Annotated in this window: 18 protein-coding genes; 5 read left to right on the forward strand and 13 right to left on the reverse strand. The window is 61.4% G+C overall.

The genetic code is table 11. The features are described from left to right. Both IPM54_10585 and IPM54_10590 read right to left on the reverse strand, forming a co-directional pair. The coding region (locus IPM54_10585) for a protein kinase (GenBank protein ID MBK9260270.1) at positions 1-3,746 on the reverse strand (3,746 nt) is incomplete at its 3' end. Between the two features lie 73 nt (positions 3,747-3,819). Beyond that, positions 3,820-5,310, reverse strand: a complete 1,491-nt coding sequence (locus tag IPM54_10590; GenBank protein MBK9260271.1) for a VWA domain-containing protein — start codon at positions 5,308-5,310, stop codon at positions 3,820-3,822. Between the two features lie 89 nt (positions 5,311-5,399). On the opposite strand from IPM54_10590, the gene IPM54_10595 reads away from it, so the two are divergent. The 3 genes from IPM54_10595 to IPM54_10605 are packed head-to-tail and all read left to right on the forward strand — an operon-like array spanning position 5,400 to position 7,063. Next, positions 5,400-6,359 carry a hypothetical protein gene (locus IPM54_10595; GenBank protein MBK9260272.1) on the forward strand — a complete coding sequence of 320 codons (960 nt, stop codon included), beginning with the start codon at positions 5,400-5,402 and terminating at the stop codon, positions 6,357-6,359. 54 nt (positions 6,360-6,413) lie between these two features. After that, positions 6,414-6,662: a ribbon-helix-helix protein, CopG family gene (locus IPM54_10600; GenBank protein ID MBK9260273.1), complete on the forward strand. Its 249-nt coding sequence runs from the start codon at positions 6,414-6,416 to the stop codon at positions 6,660-6,662. Next, positions 6,659-7,063 (forward strand): PIN domain-containing protein, encoded by a 405-nt coding sequence (locus IPM54_10605; protein ID MBK9260274.1) that lies wholly within the window; start codon positions 6,659-6,661, stop codon positions 7,061-7,063. Before IPM54_10600 ends, IPM54_10605 begins: the two co-directional genes overlap by 4 nt. Positions 7,064-7,662: 599 nt before the next feature. On the opposite strand, the gene IPM54_10610 is transcribed toward IPM54_10605, so the two are convergent. The 11 genes from IPM54_10610 to IPM54_10660 form a co-directional block, all read right to left on the reverse strand. After that, a complete protein-coding gene (locus tag IPM54_10610; GenBank protein MBK9260275.1) occupies positions 7,663-8,112 on the reverse strand; it encodes a nucleotide-binding protein in 450 nt (149 codons plus the stop codon). Between the two features lie 264 nt (positions 8,113-8,376). Beyond that, the gene (locus IPM54_10615; protein MBK9260276.1) at positions 8,377-8,793 is read right to left on the reverse strand and encodes an HNH endonuclease; all 417 of its coding nucleotides are present in this window, start codon (positions 8,791-8,793) and stop codon (positions 8,377-8,379) included. Next, the gene (locus IPM54_10620) at positions 8,790-9,146 is read right to left on the reverse strand and encodes a hypothetical protein (protein MBK9260277.1); all 357 of its coding nucleotides are present in this window, start codon (positions 9,144-9,146) and stop codon (positions 8,790-8,792) included. Before IPM54_10620 ends, IPM54_10615 begins: the two co-directional genes overlap by 4 nt. Before the next feature lie 204 nt (positions 9,147-9,350). Next, positions 9,351-10,757, reverse strand: coding sequence for a dihydrolipoyl dehydrogenase (lpdA, locus tag IPM54_10625; GenBank protein ID MBK9260278.1), 1,407 nt, complete (start codon positions 10,755-10,757; stop codon positions 9,351-9,353). A gap of 130 nt (positions 10,758-10,887) precedes the next feature. After that, entirely contained in the window at positions 10,888-12,021 is a 1,134-nt protein-coding gene (locus IPM54_10630) for a thiamine pyrophosphate-dependent dehydrogenase E1 component subunit alpha (protein ID MBK9260279.1), read from the reverse strand. Positions 12,022-12,068: 47 nt separating this feature from the next. Continuing rightward, positions 12,069-12,698 carry a hypothetical protein gene (locus tag IPM54_10635; GenBank protein ID MBK9260280.1) on the reverse strand — a complete coding sequence of 210 codons (630 nt, stop codon included), beginning with the start codon at positions 12,696-12,698 and terminating at the stop codon, positions 12,069-12,071. After that, positions 12,695-14,200 (reverse strand): hypothetical protein, encoded by a 1,506-nt coding sequence (locus IPM54_10640; protein MBK9260281.1) that lies wholly within the window; start codon positions 14,198-14,200, stop codon positions 12,695-12,697. Before IPM54_10640 ends, IPM54_10635 begins: the two co-directional genes overlap by 4 nt. 131 nt (positions 14,201-14,331) lie before the next feature. After that, positions 14,332-14,952 carry a DUF4149 domain-containing protein gene (locus tag IPM54_10645; protein MBK9260282.1) on the reverse strand — a complete coding sequence of 207 codons (621 nt, stop codon included), beginning with the start codon at positions 14,950-14,952 and terminating at the stop codon, positions 14,332-14,334. Then, positions 14,949-15,983: a hypothetical protein gene (locus tag IPM54_10650; protein MBK9260283.1), complete on the reverse strand. Its 1,035-nt coding sequence runs from the start codon at positions 15,981-15,983 to the stop codon at positions 14,949-14,951. The genes IPM54_10645 and IPM54_10650 overlap by 4 nt, the downstream gene beginning before the upstream one ends. Next, a complete protein-coding gene (locus tag IPM54_10655) occupies positions 15,980-17,047 on the reverse strand; it encodes a HEAT repeat domain-containing protein (protein ID MBK9260284.1) in 1,068 nt (355 codons plus the stop codon). Before IPM54_10655 ends, IPM54_10650 begins: the two co-directional genes overlap by 4 nt. 82 nt (positions 17,048-17,129) lie before the next feature. Beyond that, the gene (locus IPM54_10660; GenBank protein MBK9260285.1) at positions 17,130-17,819 is read right to left on the reverse strand and encodes a hypothetical protein; all 690 of its coding nucleotides are present in this window, start codon (positions 17,817-17,819) and stop codon (positions 17,130-17,132) included. A 342-nt stretch (positions 17,820-18,161) separates the two neighbouring features. On the opposite strand from IPM54_10660, the gene IPM54_10665 reads away from it, so the two are divergent. Both IPM54_10665 and IPM54_10670 read left to right on the forward strand, forming a co-directional pair. Further along, entirely contained in the window at positions 18,162-18,467 is a 306-nt protein-coding gene (locus IPM54_10665) for a YfhL family 4Fe-4S dicluster ferredoxin (protein MBK9260286.1), read from the forward strand. Between the two features lie 26 nt (positions 18,468-18,493). Continuing rightward, on the forward strand, positions 18,494-19,255 hold the full coding sequence (locus tag IPM54_10670; GenBank protein MBK9260287.1) for a hypothetical protein: 762 nt from the start codon (positions 18,494-18,496) through the stop codon (positions 19,253-19,255). The last annotated feature ends 60 nt before the right edge of the window (positions 19,256-19,315 follow it).

The raw sequence follows: 19,315 nt of genomic DNA on the forward strand, positions 1-19,315 counted from the left end.
TCGCGAGCAGCACCGTGATGACCGGTCGCATCCAGCACTTCGACCTGAACGATCCGCATGAACGCACCTCGATAACCAAACGCTCGTAATGCTTCGTAACGAGCTGCGGCGTCGCGAATCGCCAGCATGGCCTCGGTCGAACGATTGTCGGCCAAACGCGTCGCCGCAAGGATCGTCGCCGCCGCTGCTGCATCGAGCGGCGCCGCACCTGGCAATTCGAGCGCTTCACGCGCCTCACGCTCCGCAAGCCCCAAAACTCCAGCGCGCCGATACACTTCCGCCAGGGCCCAGCGCCCACGCGCAACGTCCGCATCCGTGCCCTTGCTCTTCGACACCGCAATGAGCTGCTCTGCTTCCGTACGCGCCGTGCGGGCATCGCCCGCGTCGAGCAAGGCCAACACTCGAAATAGCGAACGGAGCGATGCCACGATGGCGAATTCTTCTTCGAGCGGCATTTCGGCACGAAGCGTTTCAATGGCTCGCAAGCTCTGGCCAAGAAGCCATTCATTCATTCCAATGAAGACGCGAGCCAAATGCTGACCGCGACGCGAACCCGCCTCGGTAAATGCATCGTATGCAGCCTTGGCACGCACGAGGCTTTGCCACGGGTTCTCTTTGATCCATGCTTCCCAGCGCGGATATGCCAAATGCCAAAATGCCCGCGCCATCGGGTCTCCATCCGCAGCCGGAGCCACGAGCGCATCGAGCCTTCGCTGAATGGGCTCGACCAAATCGACCCGTCCCTCAGTAAGTAACATTGCCGTCGCCATGGCGAGCGCCAATGACAGCGTACCCAAGACTTCCGGAGCGGGATCGATGGATCGAATGGTATCGAGAATCCCAATGGATACGTCGATATGGCCGTGTCGCATTTCATACGTGAATTGCGCAAGCGCGCCGCGCACCCAAGCAGCGCTTCCTGGAGGCGCGACGCGCATGAGTTTGGCGCCCGAAATCGATGCCTCGTCGAGCTGATTGCGCCACATGCGAGTTTCCGTCACGATACCAAGCAATCCAATGCGCGTATCCGGGTCGGGTTCGAGCGACAAACCTCGTTCGGCGCGGCGAATGGCGACTTCATCATCGCCGGCGCGATGTGCCCGTTCTGCCGCTCGGAGATAATGCACGGCAGCGCGCTTGACTTGCCCTCCCAATTCGAAGTGCCCAGCAAGCACCAATGGATCGGTTTCACCCCGTTCTTCGAGCCACTCACCCGCAAGCGTATGCCCGAGCGTGCGATCTTCGGGCGTGAGCATGGCAAACGCACCTTCACGCACGAGGGCGTGACGGAACGCATATTCGGATTCACCGGAAAACCGACTTTCATGACGAAGCGACAGGATTTCTCGGTCGACGAGGCCGTTCAACTTCTCCAGGATCGTGGCAACCTTTTGCTTTTTGCCGAGCAGCGCATGGACGCCGCCGGCCCAAAAGACATCCCCGAACAGGCTGGCCGCTCGCAAAATCCGCCGATCCGCATCTTCGAGCGAATGCAAACGGGATTGCACCATCGCCACGATGGTTTCTGGAAATTCATCACTTCGCCCTTCCGCGGCGGCCCGCACGAGCTCTTCCAAGTAAAACGTATTTCCTTGGGCTCGCGCGACGATTCGGTCGACGAGATCTTGTCGCGCCTTTTCGCCGAGTGCTTGACGAACGAGCCGTTCGCTCGCCTTTTTCGGCAGCTCGAGAAGCGTGATTTCTTGCATCCGCCGCCCTGCCCAAAGCTTGGGAAAACGTTCGTGAACCTCGGGGCGAGCAAGCGCCAAGATGAAAAATGACTTGTCTTTGATGTCGCGAAGAGCCGCGTCGAGCAATCGGACGGTGGGCAAATCGCCCCATTGAAGATCCTCGAGGACGAGCAGAATCGGCGCGGAACCGCATTCGGCTGACAATAAGTCCACGAATGCCGATCGCACCTGATCGAGCATGAGCTGCACCGACGCACGGGCAGCGCGAAGTGGAAGATCTTCGTGATCGGGAAAAGGTGCACCCACGACTTCACCCAGAAATCGACTCACGCGATGCACATCCGCGCGCGATACTCGTGACGAAACACGGGCCACGATCTTTTGCCGACGCACGTCCTGCGAATCCGCGACGGCAATTCCCAAAGGAATGGAGAGCACCCGTGAAGCCAAGTCGAGCGCCGATCCAGCACGCAATACATCGGCTCCCACGACCCATAACGAAAGTTCGGGATACCGATCGACGCTCAAACGTACGAATTCGTGCGCGAGCCTCGATTTGCCAAGCCCCGGCGGTGCCGTCACGACCGCTGCTTGTGGCACGCCTTCGTCGATGCAATGGTCGATGAGCCCCGCCAAGAGATTCAATTCGCGATCACGTCCGACGCACGAGGTGGGTTTTCCCAAGAGCGTCCGGGAACCAGGCAATATCGAACGCTCGCCGTGGAGCACGAACAAGTCGGAATCCAATTCGCGCAAATCGAATCGTCCATCGAGCAGGCCGGCGGTGATCTCGTCGAGAACGATGGGACAATCGTCACGGTCGGACCAAGCACGCTGTGCCGATAACGTACGTGCCGCTCGGTCGATTGCATCGCCCAGCGGGTTTTTCCCGGTTGACGCACCCCAGCCTACGGTCAATGCAAAAGGGCGAGCCGCTGCATGCGCGCGAAGCGTCAGCGCGAGACGTGCCGCGCGTGAAGCCAAGTCCGTGGCAACGGCCGCTCCCGTTATCCACAACGCAAGCGACCCGTCAGGCAATGGCTCGCACGGGATCCCCAACGCGTCAGCCTGCGTTTGAATGGCGCGATCGAGCTCGGAAACCACCGGCGCAACCGAATTCGCGGCAGGCAGCAGTGAATGACGCGAGCGACCAATGAGGAGCGCTGCAACGGGCCGCCGTTCGGTGCCCGTCAACGCCGCAGGTCGATGCGTGGCCAAGACGCGCGAATTCGGTCCTACGTAATCGAGTTGGTCGAGAAGCTCGACGACGGCCCGGCCATCCATGGGACGCGCATCGGGCTCCTTTGCAAGCAATCCCATGACGAATTCTTCGATGGAAAGCGGCACGTCGGGGCGGAGATCACGAAGCCGTGCAGGTTCGGCAAAAAGAACTTTGGCCAAGACCGCCTGAATGCCCTCGCCGGGAAATGCAGGCACTCCAGCAATACATTGGTACAGCAAACATCCCAGGGCAAACACGTCGGCGCGCGCATCGACCGTCACCTCGCTCCGAATTTGCTCGGGAGCCATGAATCCAGGCGTGCCAATGAGCGTACCGACGGACGTGATACGACTTCGCGAGCTCAATTTTGCAATGCCAAAATCGACTATCTTGGCGTTTTCGGGACGATTTTCAATGAGAAATACATTGGCAGGTTTCAAGTCGCGGTGAACGATTCCTCGAGCATGTGCAGCTCCGAGCGCTTCGGCAATACGCCTGCCGAGCGCCAATGTGGCGCCAATCGACATGCGACCGCGGAGCAATATCTGCTCCAAATCTTCTCCGTCGAGCCATTCCATGACGAGGTAGCGGGCGCCGTACGACAAAAAACCGCGATCGAGCAAACGCACGATTCCCGGATGCTCGAGCGCCTCGAGTGCCGCAATTTCGCGTTCGAATCGGTCTTCGTCGCCCGCGTAACCTTCGAGCAAAATTTTGATCGCCACGCGTTCCGACGTGCGTTTGTCGCGGCCGCGATACACCTCGGCCATGCCTCCCACACCCGCAAGCTGCAAAATCTCGTAGCGATCACCGACTGTCGTACCCGGCCTCATGCGCCTGCCCCCGCGCAGCCTATCGATGACAATTGCTCAGTGTAAAGGAGGCTGGCACGAAAATGCACGCGCGTCAGTCATCGACCACGCCAAGCAATGCGCGAAGCACGTCGGCTTGTACGCCGAGCGCACCATCACCCGTCTCGCGCGACAACCGAGCAAGCGAATCGGCTTGCATCGCGACGATGGGACGAAGCCCGCCGAGATGATCGGTGCGGCTGCCCTGGAAAATACGCCCCAAGCGACGAACCATCGAAAGCGCCGATGCGTACGCGATGACGTCACCATGGCGCGCGCGAGCGATGCGTTCGACATCGTCGTCGTAACGTCCCAAAATGGTGCTGTTTGCGGCAAACCACGCGCCCGTCGCAGCGTCGCGATAACGCGCCGTGACCGTGAACTCGAGCGGCTCGCCCGGCACCCACACCGGCATCACCACGCGCGCCACTTCAGTCCGCGCTTCCCCTGCGTACAAGTCGCCAAGCGCCAAACGGTCATGATCGAGCGACAACGCAGTGAAGCCCCCGGACACTTCGAGCACCCGCACCGGCGCGGGCACCGAACTGAACGTGAGCTCCACGTCTTCGAGCACGACGTCTCCCGGCGGAGGAACGAGCTTCTCGAGCAATTCGTCACGTTTGTCCACGGATGTTCCGACAAACCCTTCGTGCTCAAACGGAACCAGGTGCGCCGGTCCGAGCGAGCTCGTCATACCTAGTGCCGATACGCGGACGGAGGATCGTTTGAGCGACGCGATTTCCGACGCAAGACGAAGCTCCCCGCGAGCAACGCCGATGCCATCGGTCAAGACGATCACCTGCCTCGCAGCAGCAACGGGAGCACTGTCGGATGCATATCCCGTGAGGAACCTTCGCGCGAGAGCAAGGGCTTTCGGAAGATCGCGGCTGCCTCGTTCCTTGGAGCTCGAGGGACGTCCGACGACGCGCGCGATGGCGCCATCGAGGAGCGTGTGATCCGAACCAGGGAGTGGAGGAACGACGAGGCGAGCGCCTTGGGCATCGATGACGACGATGCGATCGAGCGCGCCGAGGTTGTCGAGCACGGTGCGCGCGTGATGCACGGTTTCGCTGGTGTATCCGTCGATGACGAGCGCGATGCGCCGAGGCTCGCGCACCGACGCGTGAGCATGTGGAAACGCGTCACGAGGCGCGATGACGTCGATGCGCACGAGCACTTCGCCGCCCCAGCTCGGGATGAGCACGTCACTCGAACGAATGACGACGGCAAGGCCCGGACCGGAGATGGCTACGGGCTTCGACGTGGCTCGCCAAACGCCATCCTTTGGAAGGAGAAACCCGGTTGCGGGCGTCCACGGTTCGTACGGGCTGCGTCGAACGTTGGGTTTGGGTACTTCGGCGGCATCGATGAATTCGACGCCGTTTGCCGTGAGAACCGATGCTCCACGACGCCCTCCGGCGGGCGTGAAAACGACTTGTCCATCGCGCGTGAGCGCAGGGCGCGAGCACGCTTCGACACCAGCGGCGAGCGCGAAAAGTGCACTCGCCTGGGCGACAGCACGGATCGTCCGACGCAGGCTCGCCATGGCAACGAAGAGGATACGCTAAGTTTGGAGGAAATCCGCTTCGAGCTGGGCGATGACGCGAGGCGCTGCTCGTGTAACGGTGTGGGCGCATGAGCTCGCGGCAAAATTTTCGTATAGGCGTGGACGAAAACGGACTCGGCCCACGTCTCGGACCGATGCTCGTTACGGCCGTGATGGCGCGCGTGACGGAAGATGGCGCAGCCGTCGTGGAGCGAAAGCCGCGAGGAGGCCTGGCGCAGCGTCTAGGCGACTCGAAGGCGATGGTGGCATACGGCGACGTTGCGCTGGCCGAAGCGTGGGCGCGAGCGCTTGCGGCGCGGGGTGCGGGCAGGCCGGGTTTTTCCTACGGAACGGTGGACGATCTGGTGCATGCGATCGCGTTCGAGGAGCGAGATGCGCTTCGCGCGCGGTGTCCGGATCACGTCGCAGGACAATGTTGGAACACAAACGCTGAGGGGTTTTCCGCGACGAACGAGTTGGTCGTGACGATCGGGAAGGACCTGGACAAACTCGCGAGCAAAGGAGTGGAGGTCGTTGCGGTGCGGTCGTCGATCGTGTGTACGAAGCGGCTGAACGAGGGGCTCGATGCGGGCAAGAGCCGATTCACGATGGATTTGCACGCGATGGAGGAGCTCATCGTTTCACTTCAAGCGATGGCGGGTGAGGAGGTGGAGGCGATTTGCGGGAAGGTGGGAGGGTTTGGCAAGTACAGCGGCGCGTTCGGGCCGCTTGGCGGGCGGATGCACGCGATCTTGCAGGAAACGCGGCCGAAGAGCGTGTATCGGTTTCCGGGGCTCGGGGACATCGCGTTCGTGCAGGATGGGGATGCGACGGATCTGCTCGTGTCGCTCGCGTCGATGGTGGGCAAATGGATGCGCGAGGTGCTGATGGAGCGGATCGTGCGGCACTATCAGGGGATGGTGCCGGGATTGGCGGGGGCGAGCGGGTATCACGATCCGGTGACGGGGAAGTTTGTCGAGGCCACACAATTGGTGCGGCGGGACAAACGCGTACCGAACGATTGTTTCGAGCGACGTGGGAAGGGGTGAGCGCGCCGAACCGTTGCACTCGCGCACCACGCTGATATAGTCACGAGTATAGTCATGGCTACGAGTGTCCACCTGCCGCAAGCGCTGCTCGATGCTCTCGATCGGCGTGCCAAGTATCTACGAATCAGCCGGAATCGGTTGATCGTGCAAGCGCTCGAACGAGAACTACGGGCAACCGATGAATGGTCACCGGGATTCTTTGAACGTCTCGAAGAAACGGACGCTGCAACCGCCGCAGCCGTTGAAGAGATGCTCGATGCGGTGCTGAGAGCAAGGCGATCGAAAAAACCGAGGCGCCTATGAAATACGTCCTGGATACGAACGCCGTGTCAGCATTGATGAAAGGCGACGCAACCGTGATTGGACGATTGCGCCGCGTAAGCAAAGGCGCTGTGGCAATTCCTCAGCCGGTCATCGCTGAACTTGCATACGGAATCGAGCGCCTTCCTCGCTCGAAGCGTCGTCAGGCGCTGCAAGAACGACTCGATTGGATCCTCAAGGAACTCGCACGCACACTCTGGACTGACGCGGTGAGCGAAAAGTTTGGCGTTGTGAAGGCGACGCTCGAACGCCGAGGAGAACGCATCGAGGATCTTGATGCAGCGATCGCTGCACACGCGCTCGCTGAAGACGCAGTGCTCGTGACGGCCAATGTGCGACACCTAGCCAGGGTGCCTGGATTGAAAGTTGAAGATTGGAGCTAACCAATCATTTGTTCGCCAACGGTGCCGCTGGCGAACATGCCGCACGGAAGAGGAAAACAGAGGACATGAACTTGCCTTACGAAGCGCCTCGGCGACGCGAAGCCGGGGTGGTGGCGCGCGGCAACGTTGCGCTTGTCGAATCGCGGGCACGAGCGTGGGACGGGCTGGCCGGGTCCTGACTTTGGAATCGTGGCCGATTTAGTGCATGCGATCGCGTTCAAGGATCGCGGGACGCTGCGTGCGCGATGTCCAGATCATGTCGAAACACAATGTTGGAGCACCAACGAAGGAAACTTCGCCGCGACGGATGAGTTGGCGAGACGATCGGCAAGGACCTGGACAAACTCGCGAGCATAGGGGTATCACGCACCGGTGACGGCAAAGTTTGTCGAGGCAACGCAGCTCGTGCGGAATGGAAGCGGGTACTGGACGATTGTTTCGAGCGGTGGGGGAAGAGTTGAGCGCGGTGGCCGCAGAAGTTTTGAGTGAAGAACCGCCTGTACTAGATGCTAGCTGCAGCGAATGCCCCTCAGCCCCAAACCCGCTTGATTGCGTGCTTGATGTCAGTACATACGGGTCCCATTGCCGCCTTGATGTTTTTATCCGATCGATCGGCAAATGTCGCCGGCGTAACCCCAGAGATCCGTAGGCAAATCAATTTCTTTGTCTCGACAATAGACAATAAACGTTCGGTCTCGGCCGAGTGCTCCCATAAAAAGGCCCAATTCGAACAAAACGTTGTCGCGCGGCGAGTTCTTCTTGTTCTTCCGGGTGAAGGTCATGTCATCCGGAGTCAAAACGAGCACCGCAAAATCGAATTGATCTCGAGCGTCGAGAAGGGATTCGAGCGTGCCCTTAGATAGTCCAAAAACTCCTTGATGCCAGATTGTAGGTTCTGCAAGGTAATCGAGCCCGGCCTGAATCTGTTCCGCGTAATCGAGCCCCTCAACCGACGAGCCAATGAATATCCGAGGCTTGCGCTGCGGTTGGCGGTTTTGACTGCCGTCCGCAGAATCGGGCGCCGAACCATTCAGAGGTCGAACCATCATCAGGGAGGCGAGAATAGGAGGCAATCTTCGTCTGTGGGTCGTCCAGGCATATTGTCCTCGGTGGCGAATTGGCAAACCTAACAGCGGAGTAGATGCCACACCGAACAAGCAGTCAAGAGGCACATGTCACGACCGGTTCGCCCATACGAAAGCGGAAAAACAGGGTGCATGAGCGTGAATATAGTTTGACTACAAATCATTTCGTTTGTGAACAAACGACACGCGTACATGACAATCTTCAGCCGTTATCATGAATCATCGTGCTCACACCTCGAACAACCCTGCATCCACGAGAATCCCTCGTTCGACGACGCGAAGGGAGTCGTTGAGTCGCAGTAGCTTCACAGTCACTCTTCCGATCCCGCTCAGCCCATGCACATGCGCTTGCAGAAGAGCGAAGTGCTCGCACCAAAAATGCTTTCGCGGATGAAAGAGCGGTTCGAGTCGCCTGGTATGCGGATCGATCGACGCGATGTCGCTGCCTTTGTGCTGGTTGCAAAGTACGCACGCTAGAGCGAGGTTTTCCCCATCTGTCGCTCCCCCGTGCTTTTGCGCGATGATGTGATCGACTTCGTGGGGAAAGAACGTGACTGCCTCGGGCATGAGGCAGTATTCGCAACGCCCATTCGCCCGTTCGTGAACGGCGCGGCGCAATGCCACCGGGATGTGAACCAGGCTCACGCGCTCTTCTGCTTCGCCGCCGCCCTCGCCTTCGCGATACGAACCAAATGCTCGAGGTACGCAAGCCTCTGCCACTCGACTTCTTCTTCATGAGACAGGCCGCCAGCACGTCGCTTCTCGAGCAGCTCGCTCACGCGCAGGGACAACGCAGCCGATGGACGCAGCGCCAATACTTCCTCGGGCGTCGGAAGACGAGCCAGAAGCTCCAAAACCTCGGCTGCTCCTGCGTACTCCGCAGGAGATTCCGCGGTAAGTGCCCGAAGCCCCAAATCAAGAATGCGAGGCAACCGATCCGCAAGGAGGCGCAAACGCTCGGCAAGTTCGTCCGGAACATCCAGAATTACCGATGACATGGGGACAAACTCCTTCCTCGGCTCGTAACACTGTACCCATGACCTACCGCTTGCGCGGCGAATCGGCAAGCTAGGTCATGCAGGCAGAGCAGTACGCCAGTTTTTTCACTGCTTGGAAGATGTGGATGAGGAGTGACGCGAAATGAATACGTCGTTTGCCCACCTTCCATTCCGTTGGTGGACAAACGATCCGTCCGCCGCTCCTCACCGATTCACGATGTGAACCGCCGCGCCGAGCGAGTGCGCCGCCGCCTCCATGAACGCTTCGCCGAGCGTCGGATGCGGGTGAATCGTCAGCGCGATGTCCTCGGCAAACGCCGCCATCTCGAGCGCCAATGCGCCTTCGCTGATCATCGTGCTCGCCTCGGGACCAACGATGTGAACACCAAGCACCTGCTTCGTGTTCTTGTCCGTCACCACCTTGACGAACCCGTCGGTCTCCATCATCGCCATCGCCTTGCCAAGCGCCGCGAACGGGAACTTGCCCACCTTCACCTCGATGCCCTTCGCCTTCGCCTCTTCCTCGGTCAAACCCGCTGTGGCGATCTCGGGATCGGTGAAGATGGCGCCAGGAATGCACGCCCAGTCCTTGGCGGCATGATGGCCCGCAATGACTTCTGCAATGATTTCGCCCTCTTTCGATGCCTTGTGCGCGAGCATCGGAGGCCCCGACAAGTCACCAATCGAGTAGATGTTCGGAATGTTCGTCCGACCAAACTGATCCGCCGGGACGAACCCTCGTTTGTCCACGTGCACACCGACAGACTCGAGGCCCAAGTTGCGCGAGTTCGGACGCATGCCCACCGCGACGAGCACCACGTCGGTCGGGATCGTCTCGATCTTGCCCTCGATGTCGATCTTCACCGCGAGCGATCCGTCCGGTTGACGCTCGTATCCCGCAGCTTTCGCGTTCTTGTAGATCTTTCCGCCGCGCTTCGTGATCTTGCGCTCGACCACCTTGACGCAGTCCGGATCGACGCCGTTCAAGAGGTTCGGGAGCGCTTCGACGACCACGAGCTCCGCGCCGAAGGCCTGATAGACCATGCCGAGCTCGAGGCCGATGACGCCGCCGCCAATGACGAGGAGTCGCTTGGGAACGTTGCGCAAGCTGACCGCCTCTTTGGCGCCGATGATCTGCTTGCCGTCGAACTTGAAGGTCGGGATCTCGATGGTGCTCGAACCCGTCGCCAGCACGATGTTCTTGGCTTCGATCTGTTCGACCGTGCCATCGGCCTTCGTGACGTCGACGCGGTTTTTCCCGACGAGCACCGCCGAACCGGCGAGAAGATCCGCGCCGTTCGACTTGAGCAGACCACGCACGCCGCCGGTCAGCTTCTTGACGATGCCTTCTTTCCAGTCCTGCATCGCGTTGCAGTCGTGCTCGACCGAGCCGACCTTGATGCCCATCGTTGCAAAGGACGAGTGCGCTTTTTCGTACGAATGCGCTGCCGCGATGAGGGCTTTCGACGGAATGCAGCCCCAATTCAGGCACACGCCGCCGACTTCTTCCTTCTCGATGCAAACAGTCTTTACGCCGAGCTGTCCGAGCCGAATCGCACAGACGTAGCCGCCAGGGCCGCCACCAATGACGATTGCGTCGTAGGTCTTCATCGATCCTCGGTGCAGGAGGGGAAAGGCGGCCCGAGCGTGGACCGGCGGCCCTCCAACGCGCGCGGATTACCATGACCGTGAGAAGCAGGCGGGAAAAAACGTCACGACCCGCGAAGGACCGGAGAAATGACTAATGCCCGCTCGTCTGCGGCGGGTGAGCCAACACCTCGGCCCGCTGTTCGGCGAGATGCCACGGAAGCTCGGCATATACGTCGTCGAAAAGGCTTTCGCGCGGGGGCGGCCCAAGCTGCTCGACTTCCTGAACGGCCGCGCTGATTTCCGCCATGAGGCCTTCTTCGAGCGCCGCGTCCTGCGCATCGTCGAGCAGCCCACGATGAAGCAGATGCCGTCGCAAGCGCCCGATCGGATCGCGCTGCGCCCACGTGTCGACCTCGTTCTGCGAGCGGTAACGCGTGGGATCGTCGCTCGATGAATGCGCGCCCATGCGATACGTGAGCGCCTCGATGAACGTTGGTCCATGCCCGTCGCGCGCGCGCTGAATGGCGTCTCGCATCACACGGTAGACGGCGAGCACGTCGTTGCCATCGACCCGCATGCTGGGAACGCCGTACGCTCGCCCTTTGATGGCGAACGTGGCCGATGCGGTTTGCCTTTGCGCGGGCACGCTGATGGCCCAGTGGTTGTTTTGACAAACCAGGACGCACGGCACCTTGAAGACGCCCGCAAAGTTCAGCGCATTGTGGAAGTCCGGCTCGCTCGTACCGCCATCTCCGACAAACCCCACGGTGATCGTTCGATCGCGTCGCATCTTCGCCGCCCACGCAGCTCCGACGGCGTGAGGCATCTGCGTCGCCATGCAGCTCGACCAAGCCACTTGATTGACGGCCCGGCCGCTCATGTGCGACGGCATCTGGCGGCCTTTCAGAACATCACCGGCGTTGCCGAAATACTGCGCGATGTAGCTACGCAGCGCGAAGCCTCGCACGAGCATGATCGCGCTCTCGCGCAGCGCGGGAAAAACCCAATCGGACGGATCGAGCAAGAGACCCGTGGCGATTGGCGTGGCCTCTTGGCCGCGGCATTCCCCAGCGAAATGAATGCGCCCCTGACGCTGCAGAAGCATCATGCGCGTGTCGATGAGACGCACACGTTTCATCTCGCGATACGCACGCAACAGAACGTCTGCGGGCATGCCGGGATCGGTTTCGGGATCCGCACTGCCATCGTCTCGAAGGACGCGAAGCAGGCCCAAGTCGCTGGAGTCGCCGGACGCGAGCGGCGAAGACGCATGGCTGTCGTGCATGGGCGGAACCTAGCGCGAAAAGGGGCGTATGTGCAGCGGGATCGGCGTTACAGCGCGCACACGCCGTAGTTCGGCGAGACGCCGTTGCACGTTTGACCCTGGGGACACCCACCTTCGCCAGGGGCTTTCGATTGCCAATCTGCGAGCGAACAACTGTAGCGACAAACCTTGTTCGAACAGATTTGGTTTGCACCGCAATCATTCAAGAAGTCGCAAGGTCCTCCCTCGGGCGAGGGCGAATCGGAGGTCGGGGCGCACAAGGAAAGTTCCTGGGCGGGATCCCCGAGACGGCATTGCTGATTTTCCGGACAATCATTACCGAAGAGCGTGCAGGTCTTCGAGAAGTTGCACGCCCAAACGGTTTTTCCTCCAATGTTGATGTTGACGTTGCATTGGGCGCTGCCACAAAACGCTTGAGCCTGGCTCTGGCAACAGATGGGCGCGCAGACGTAGAACACGCAAAGAAGGCCCGCCGAACATTCCTTGGTGTCGGCGCAGCTCGCGCCAACTCCTTTGACGCCCGTTTCGTAGACGCACTGCGTGCCCGTGCCAGCCGGCACGCACATTTCACCTTCGCCTTTGCAATCCTGCTTCAAGAGGTGGCAATTCGTTTCGTCGAGCGTCGTGTGGTCCTCGCATTCGACGGGCGCACCGCTCGAACTGCTGGAGGAAGTCATGCCCCCTGCGCCGGCTCCAGCCGCGCCGCCCGCACCAGCGGCGCCAGCGTCACCACCGCTTCCAGCGGCGGGCGGAGATCCACCGGAGCCATCGTCGCCGCCAAAAAGCGAGCAGCTGCCGACGAACGAGATACACAAGACAAACCCGCCCACCGAGGCGGTGACGAACACAGGAGCAGATCGAAGCAAGCGCATTGGCAAACGGTAACACGCCCCGGGATTCGGGCGGGACGAATGAAAAAGCCGCGACGAGCATGGCCCGCCGCGGCTTTCGTCAGGTCAGCAGGAACGGATCGATCAGACGCCGCCCATACCGGCCATGCCGCCGCCAGCACCGCCAGCGCCGCCCATGCCGCCGCCGCACCGCCAGCGCCGCCAGCGCCGCCAGCGCCGCCAGCGCCGCCCATGCCACCGGCTCCGCCAGCACCACCGGCACCGCCCATGCCGCCAGCGCCGCCCATGGGTTCGAGCGTGCCGAGCGGGTACTTGGTATCGATGCAGTAGGGGCCGTGGATGGTATTGGTGCAGGTCGTGCCCGTACCGCAATCCATTTGGCCGTTGGGGCACGGATCTTCGCCGACGCAATAGCCGACCGGTCCACCCATCAGGAGCCCGCGGCACCAAAGGTCGGGGGCGCCGCATTCATCATGCGCCGTGCAGCCACCGCCACAGAAACCGACGTCGCCAGCGCCGACGCAAACTTGGCCCTGCGGACAGCCCATCACGACGGGCAAATAGAGGCATAGACCATTTTCGATGCCGCCACAGTCGCCGTAATTGATGTCGCCGCCGAGCGCGCAAACGCCCGAGCAGAAGCCCTTGCCGTCGCCCGAACCAATGCAGAAGCCATTGCCGCATTCATCCTGCGCGGCCATCGGGTCGCAGGTCATACCGAGCTTTTTGCCCGTCGGGGCCATGGCCTTGTCCAGACATACGCCAGCCGCGAGATTGCAGTAACGATCCGCGGGGCATTCGCTGTCATTGCCGCAGGTGGGCAAACAGAGGTCGCCTGCCGTCACGCGATAACAAGCAACGTCTTCACGCCCGTGGCATTTGAATTCGTCGAGCGGGTCGTTCAAGTATTGAAGCTCGGGACCAAGCTCGCATCCCAAAACGCAACGACCTTCCGAGGCGTTGGGATCCGGCTTGAAACAGATATTGGCAACACCAGGGCAATCACCGCTGGTTTGGCACGCCTTGGTGCAATACCCATTCGACGGGCCACCTTGGAAAACCGGGTCGTTTCCGGCCGACGTTGCACACGTGCCGCCCATGCCGCATTCGGAGTCGGTTCCGCAGGGCAAACCAAGCCAATCTCCCGTATCGGTCGTGCCGCTCGAGCTGGATGACGAAGAACTGCTCGACGAAGACGACGTCGAGCCTCCGCCAGCCGAACCACCGGTACCATTGTTGACGTCCGTCTCGCAGCCTGCTGCGTTCAAAGCGACGATGAATCCAAGCCCAATCGTCGAAAGAAGCCACCACGCACTATTCAATTTCATCGGATGCCTCCACGCACCAAAGAAAGACTCAGCCAGCAACGACGGCCACGTGCCGCGCCTTCCAGACGTCCCCAGCATAGCGATGTGAGCGGTTGAAGACCAGCAGATGCAGCGAACAGAACGCGAAATGTTCAGTCGTCGCGAGGGCCTGGGGGCAGCGGAGCGAACACTTCGCCAACATCGTCGTCATCGTCTTCGGGGCGCCGCACACGCAGCGTGAAAATTCCAAGTGCCACGAAGGAAGCCGCGAAAACCATCCCCGCCTTCCCTACGGTTTCCGCACGACGATGAATGGCTTCGAGCACCTGGCCCTGGGGGGTTCCATCACGACGAACCCCCGCTCGATGCAGCTCGTTGATGCGTGGCGTGAGCGCCATGCCGACGTAGGTCGTCGCAAGCGCCATCAAAATCGCGCAGAACCTGCGAATGCGCGCCGCCGCGGTTCGTCCGGACGGACCAGCCGCCCACGTCCGCGCAATCTCGGATCCCAACGCGACGACGGACGCACCGATCGCAATCTGATCGAAGCGGGCAAACGCCGCGCCCATCGCGTCACCGGAAAACGGCGTCGGCGTCAAACGAAACACCATCGGCGCCGCACAAGCTCCAAGCGCCAGGAGGCCTCCGATGTACAAGCCTGCCGCGAGCACGCCCGCCGTCGCCGCGACTCGTTCCACGATCGCTCGAATGCGCGCAAGGCGTTCTTCGGGATCGGGCAATAGATCTTCTTCGGTAAAACGCGTTTCGTTCACACGTACATCCTGACGCCGTGATCGTCGTCTCGAGTGCCAATTTCAAGGGCCGCTGCATGGCTTCGCACGACGACCGGCGGACGGCCTCGCACTTCGAGGCGCACGTGCGCCCGCGCAAGTTTGCTGTTGAGGCAGTAGGTCATCGGGCCATCGGGATTGGGATAATAAAGCCCGACCATGTCGCCCGTATCGACCTCGAAAAGCCCTTCGATGCGAGCTCGACCGGCTTCGGCCGTGAAGCTGTACCGGCGCAGGCCGATGTCGCCATGCGCCCGCGCAAGCTCGATGGGGCCGTTCCACAAGTAGTCGACGCCGCGAAAGCGCGCGCAAACGACCGTGAGCACCGGCGTCATGATCGGACCAACTTTCACGCGGCCACTCATCGCTTCCACGATGAGCTCGACGTCGCTGTCCCACGTGTTCACGTGCGTCCATGCGTAAAGGTCCGCATGGCCTCGACCCCAGTTGTGCCCTTGCATGCCACGCCAACCGGAAAGGTCCCAGCGCTCGCCATTGACCACGACGTCGCCGGAAAAACGCAAGTCAGGGTAAGGCGTGAGCGTCTTCGACTTGGGAAAAGCTCCGCGGTACATCGCATCATAGGGGTACGGGACAAACGCTCGCGCTTCGCCCTCGAGCTCGAGGTTCCACGCGATGGAATCGTCACGACGAACGATGCGTCCCGAGGTCCGTCCCTGCTGAATGGAGAGGCGCTCGGGCTCTTCGCCGGCCGCTCTGGGCGCGATGGTCCAGTGAACGTCGAGGTTTTTGTCGCCAAACGAAGCGCTGGAAAACGGCAGCACATGTTTGACCGCGACGTGCTTGTTCACGCCGCCGCGACGATCGAAAGCAATGGCCCACCCTTCGGCGAGAGCGCGCCCGGGTTCGCTCGATGAAGCGTAGATGGTGGCTTTGATCCAGACCGCCCGCTCGCCGTTCGGTTCGTTCGCCTTGAGAAAGTAGCTTTCAACGTGGTTCTGCCCCGCGGCGGGATCGAAGTGGACGGCATTCGGATGTCTCGCGATCGTCATGCGAAGTCTCCCGTGTTGCGCGAAGGTTTGTCATGGCGTGGAGCGTCCTCTGCGTCGGCGAGCAGAGCGAGCGCGTCTTCGATGGCATGCGGATCGGCGCGTGATGCATCGCCTTGCATGGCGCGAAGCGTGGGTTCTGCAGCTCGAATGCGTGCGCGCCCAACGGCAGCAACGGCGAGCGTGCGTTTGGAACGATCCCATGATTCGAGCTCGCGGATGATCTCGCGCGTCGCGCGCTCGTGACCCATGCGTGCAAGCGCAACGCGCGCATGCCACGCGTGACGATCGCGACCGAAGATGCCTCCGAAGGCTCGTTTTTCGAGACCTGCATGCGCATCCTTCAGACCAAGCACGCCGGCCAGCTCGATGGCAGCAGCCTCGTCTTCGGTATCCGCAGTCTTGATCGATCGTCGCACGACGCCGACGAGAATCTTTGCACCCAAACGATCGCCCGCATGTCCGAGCGCTATCGCGGCAGCAACTCGGACGAGCGCCGACTCGTGGTCGAGCAGCTCCTTCACGTGATCGACGAGCGCTGGATCGATCGCGCCTTCAGCGCCTCCACCCACTTCTTCGGCGACACGCAGTGCGATGTGACAAACGAGCGGATCGGTGTCGCTCATGCGAGCCTGTAGCGCTTCGATAACGCTGGCCCGATCGTGGCAGACGCGGGCAAACGCGATCACGGCTTGGAAACGAACTTCCGAACGTTGATCGCCAAGAGCGCGGCGCAGCCTTTCGGTGGCTCGGCTGTCACCAATTTCTCCAAGCGCCGTGATGGCCATTTGGCGCACGTGCACGTCAGGATCTTCCATCGCAACGAGCAATGCCGGGAGCGCTTCGTTGCCTCCTATGTCGGCAAGGCCGAGCGCGGCTGCGGATCGCACGGGCGGCGCATCGTCGTCACGAAGTGCGCGTTCGAGTGCTCGAACGACGTCTTCGCGCGCTTCGTCCGCATATCGAACGAGATCGCGCACGGCACTTTCGCGCACGGCCGGTTGTTTCGAAGCCACGTCGCGAAGGGACGCAGCCAGGGTCCGGGGTAGCGCAGGCGCTTGAAACACGCGGCAAGGCTAGCACGCACGAGCGTGCAACACCCTGACGACCCGACGTTGGTCTTGGATGCCGATCGTCCGGACGGACCCTTCAGATCCCGCCGCCAGCTCCACCCATGCCGCCAGCTCCAGCAGCTCCGCCAGCACCCGCTGCACCTCCAGCACCGCCCATGCCTCCGGCTCCGCCAGCACCCGCTGCACCTCCAGCACCGCCCATACCTCCAGCTCCGCCAGCGCCGCCCATGCCTCCAGCGCCGCCCATGCCTCCAGCTCCGCCAGCACCAGGCGTGTACGGCGTGAGGTCGAAGTCGACTTTGGGTGGAAGACAAACCTCGGGAATCTCCGTGGTGACCGACGGAGCCGGGATTTTCACGACGCACACGCGGTTCGAGAGAGGACTGAAGTCGATGATGCGACCATCACGCGTCGACGGAGAAGCGCACTCGTAGCCTTCGCGGCAGTCGCCGTCGCTTTCGCAGTCCGCCATGCAGAACGTGCGTTCGAAGCGACCCCAGCTTGCATCGTCGGTGGAGCCGCAGGCCGGATCGAGTTGCGACGTGAACGCAACGCAAACGCCATCGCCTTCTGGGCACTTGTCAGGCTCGCAGTTGAACAGCGTGCAATAGCCACCGGGTTGCGTGTTGTCGCAAAGGCGGTCGCCTTGTTGCGAACAGTCGAGCGACGTGGAGCACTCGCGGCCAATTTTCGGTGCGCAACCGGCAAGAGTCACGAGGGCAGCGAGCACGGCGGGAGCGAACCGAAACGCGTTGGATCGTTGCATTGCAGGAAAGGCGTACTACCGGCGGGTCGACCGACGCGCAACCACGGCCTTGCCCAAGAAGGTGCGCCTCACTCCCCGACCCGTCGTTTCAGAAAGGTGCCCACCACTTTGGGCCGCCCGGTCCCCGAAAAGTGCGAACCCCGTTGGGCGCCCGAAACGATGCACGATGCCCTGGACGAAAAGCCGCCGACGCTTCAGGATACGCGTCCCAAAAGTCCGCAACCGGGCACGCAACCTCCGCCAGTTGCACTCACCACCCGACCGCTCGATTGACAGTCGGGGCGACGACCTCTACATACCGGGAGCTTCCGGACCGCATACCGGAAAGACAAACTATCCCCCATGGCAACCTACATTACAGAAGATTGCATCAACTGCGGCGCTTGCGAGCCGGAGTGTCCGAACGAGGCGATCAGCGAAGGCGACGAGATCTACGTGATCGACCCGGAGCTCTGTACGGAGTGCGTCGGTTTCTACGATCACGAAGCTTGTCAGGCGGTATGTCCCGTCGAGTGCTGCTTGCCCAATCCGCAGATTCGCGAAGAGGAACCGGTGCTCATCGCCCGGGCGATCAAGCTCCATCCGGACGACGGTGACCTCAAAAAGAAGGCCGCCGCGAACGACTTCCCCTCGCGCTTCCGCAAGTAGTGGCGCCACGAGGTACAGTTGTTCGAGTGCCTCGACGGAACGTTTACTTACGGTTTTTCCTGACGACCCTCGCCCCCCTCGCAATTCTTTGCGTGTCGGGTTGTGGCGGGGGTTTGCCCCTGCTTCATTCAGCACACGTGCTTCCTCCAGGACGAGTCTCCGCAGGCGCGGGTTTGTCCGGACAGGTCGTGCTGCAAGACCTCCCGAGTGCCGCGGGGACCGACCAAAGCAGCCTCGAAACGCAAGTCCAAAACAGCACGATTGCTCCGGCCATTGCGCCCTGGGTGTCGGCTCGAGTTGGCATCGCAGGGTCGAACGAAGCCGGTCTTTCCTACACCGGACGAGCCATTCGGCTCGATGCCAGGCATTCGTTCAAACTCAACAAAAAGAACTCTCTCGCATTGTCGGCCGGGCTTGGTGGCGAGGTGCTTCTCGTCGGGCGTCCGCGCACGGGGAGTCAGGACCCGCAATCGCTTCTCGGCGGCGGAGTCGATCTGCCGATACTTTTTGGCTGGAGGAGCACGGCGGGGCTCTATTCAGCGTGGATTGGTCCGCGTCCGGGGATTTCGTTCATCCAAGGCGCATTCGCCGATGGCACTGCTTTTTCCGCTCGAGACGGGCGTCTTGGGTTTGTCGGGGGATTGAGCCTTGGATTCCGTCAGATCCATGTGGCGATGGAGCTGGGCGGAGCCTTTCATTTTGTGAACGCCCTGGTCGATGAGACGCAGCGGATAGAGTTCACACAGTTCACATTGACTCCGGCCGGGGCGCTCGTGCTCACGTTCTGACTGCGCTTGCGAACGCAATCCCCGCGAGATGCTTGCCGGGCTCGACGTTGCGCAATACAC

Source organism: Polyangiaceae bacterium, from assembly GCA_016715885.1.
Lineage (GTDB): Bacteria > Myxococcota_A > Polyangia > Polyangiales > Polyangiaceae > Polyangium.